The sequence below is a fragment of the uncultured Caulobacter sp. genome (assembly GCF_947036865.1).
Taxonomy (GTDB): Bacteria; Pseudomonadota; Alphaproteobacteria; order Caulobacterales; family Caulobacteraceae; genus Caulobacter.
This window is the reverse complement of sequence record NZ_CAMQSF010000094.1, coordinates 1-2,865: the sequence shown is the minus strand read 5'-3', so window position 1 is coordinate 2,865 and position 2,865 is coordinate 1. Positions and strand designations below refer to the sequence as shown.

The window sequence follows — 2,865 nt, the reverse complement described above, 5'->3', positions numbered from 1 at the left end:
AGCCGCCGCGTCGGGCGCGCGGGCCACGACGACCCGCCCGCCCGCCAGGGCCGAAAGCGCCGGGTCGATCTCGGCGCCGAAGGTCGTGGAGGCCAGGTTGCCGACCAGGCCGTAGGGCGCGGTCGCCGACGGCGCGCGGACGATCTTGCGCTCGCCCTCGAACAGCACCGGGTCGCGCCGCGTCTCGACGCCAACCGTCGCCCGCTCGTCGCCGGCCAGGCGAAAGACGTCGGCGTCGGCGCGCGTGTTGACACGTCCGCCCTCGGTGGCGGCGCCCTTCTCGACCTCGCCGGCCAGGGACCGGAAATGCTGGCGCAGGGTGAAGTTGACCACCCGCTGGTTGGGCCGATAGCCGTAGGACAGCGCCGCCGCCTCGGGCAGGATTTCCATGCGCTGGATCGCCTGGCTGGGCAGGCCGCTGATCTCCTGAAAGCCCGAGATGCGCCGGCCGTTGACCAGATAGACCGGCGGCGGCGCGTCGGGATCGCCGGTGTTGATCTCGGCGTCCAGGCGAGTGACGAGATCGCGCACCGTGGTCGCCCCGGTCGCCTCGATCTCCTCGGCGCTCAGGGTCAGGTCGGGCTGCACCGGCCCCTCGGTCTTGCCCCGAACCGAGGCCTGGATGACCACGCCCTCGACCAGGGCCGTCTGCTCGCTCTCCGGCGGCGTGGAGGTAACCGGCGTCCCCGGCGCCGGCGCGGCGACCTGGAGACCCATCAGCAGACAAACGATCATGCGAAAACGCGCCCAGCCCCAGGACGATAACAGCCTGAAAGGCTGAAACGCGCCAGCGCCAGGATTCCGGCGCGGGCGGCGCTATTTCCGCTTGGGCGTATAGGGCTTCTGGTCGCGCCAGGCCTGGGCGAACTTTTCGAGGTCGGGGTCGATCGTCTCGGGCAGGGTGACCACCAGCCGCGCCAGGAGGTCGCCGCGCTTGCCCTTGGCGTCGGGCATGCCGCGCCCCTTCAAGCGAAGCGTCTGGCCGCTGTTGCTGCCCTTGGGCACGTTCAGCATCACCGCGCCGTCCGGGGTCGGGGCCTCGATCTTGCCGCCCAGCACCGCGTCGGGCACCGAGATCGGCAGGTCCATGACCAGGGCCTCGCCCTCGCGGCGATAGATCGGGTGCGGCTTGATCGACAGCTCGATCAGCGCGTCGCCCGGCCCGCCGCGCCCCTGGCCGCCCTGGCCCTTCAGGCGCAGGGTCTGGCCGTCCTGGGCGCCGGTCGGGATGGTGACGTCGATCGTGCGGCCGTCCGAGAACGCCACCCGCTTCTTGCCGCCCTTGATGGCGTCTTCGAGGTCGATGTCGAGGCGCGCCTTGATGTCGGCGCCCTTGCTGGAGAACCCGCCGGCCCCGCCGCCGAACGGGCCGCGCCCGCCGCCCTGGCCGAACATGCCGCCGAACAGGTCCGAAAGGTCGATCTCCGGCCCCTCGTTCGCGCGATGGAAGCCGCCCTGGCCGAAGCCGCCGGCGTTGAACGGGCCGTTGCCGGGCTGGCCGCCGAAACCGCGCATGGTCTCGCGCCCGTCGGCGTCGATCTGGCCCAGATCGAACTTCTTGCGCTTGTCCGGATCGCCGACGATGTCGAAGGCGGCGCTGACCTGCTTGAAGCGCTCCTCGGCCTTCTTGTCCCCCGGATTGGTGTCCGGATGGTACTGCTTGGCGAGCTTGCGGAACGCCTTGCGGATCTCGTCCGCGCTGGCGGTGCGGGAGACACCGAGTTCCTGATAGGGGTCGCGCGCCAAGGAAGGTCCTCTACGGAAGGTGGGCTGGGTTGGGTATCGCCCTCCATCTAGAACGTCCAGCGCCCGGCGCAAGGGCTAATGTGGCAAATTTACCACAACCCTGTCACCGCGGGCGCGCCGAGCACGCCCAAGGCCGAGCCTTGCCGGATTTCCAGTCGCGCGGCGGGCGATGGCGCGTGCGACGCGCGCAGGGCGGCCGTGTAGACGAAGCTGGCGCTGGTGGTCTCGACCTCCATCAGCACGGCGTCGCCGTCGAGGACGCGCACCTGGAAGCGGTCGCCGCCCGCCTCCAGCGGAACCTCGCCCTCCCAGGCGTCGCCGCCGACCCGCGCGCGGCGTATCCAGCTCACCCGCAGATCGCCGCTCGTCCAGCGCTTGCGCACGTGGGCCGGGGCCAGGGGCCTCAGCGCCCGCGCGGTCCAGGGGACCACGATCTGGCTCATCGCCGGCCCCGCCGGCGGCCCTCCGGCCGGGGCGGCGCGGACGATCAGCGAGGTTCCGCGCTCGAACGCGGCGACCTCCATCGGAACCACCGCCTCGTCCAGCAGCACGACCGGCGCGCCGGCGGAGATGACGGCCTCGCTCGCCGCGCCGTCGCCCTGGCCGCGCAGCAGGCCCGACAGCCGCCAGGCCTCCGGCGCGGTCAGCTGGGCGGCTTGAAAGCCGATCACCTCCCACTCGCCCGAGGGCGTCTGGACCGCCAGCGCGTTGTCGCCGGCCAGCAGGGCGTTCAGCGGCGCCGAGGCTAGGCTCCGGCCCTCCAGCCGCACGGTCAGCGCGCCGGCCCGATCCAGCCGATGCGGCGAGGCGGGCCAGAGGTCGGTCAGCGTCACGCCCAGGGTGGCCGGCGCGGCGAGGCGGGCGCGGATCTTCAAGGTCTCGAGGCTGGCGCCGGCGTGGACGTCCAGCGCGCGCCAAGGCTCGACGGCCGCCGCGATCCGGGGCCGCGCGTCGTCGGTCAGCGCGCCCAGGTTCGGCAGGTCCAGCACGCGCAGCACCGGCGGCGCGGGCGGATCGCGCGGCGGCGGCGGGCTCCAGTCGATCGTCCGCCCCACCCCGACCTCCGAGAGCGCCGGAACCAGCGTCAGGCGCGGCCGCTCGTCGAGGTCCAGCCGCTGG

1 protein-coding gene and 2 pseudogenes are annotated in these 2,865 nt (G+C 73.0%); all 3 read right to left on the bottom strand.

Features of this window, described 5'->3' with window-relative positions; all coding sequences use genetic code 11:
• Nucleotides 1–735: pseudogene (locus Q0V34_RS20780) on the bottom strand (TonB-dependent receptor); the annotation flags it as partial.
• An 81-nt stretch (nucleotides 736–816) separates the two neighbouring features.
• On the bottom strand, nucleotides 817–1,746 hold the full coding sequence (locus Q0V34_RS20775; protein ID WP_297516311.1) for a J domain-containing protein: 930 nt from the start codon (nucleotides 1,744–1,746) through the stop codon (nucleotides 817–819).
• A gap of 89 nt (nucleotides 1,747–1,835) precedes the next feature.
• Nucleotides 1,836–2,865, bottom strand: a pseudogene (locus Q0V34_RS20770) (hypothetical protein); the annotation flags it as partial.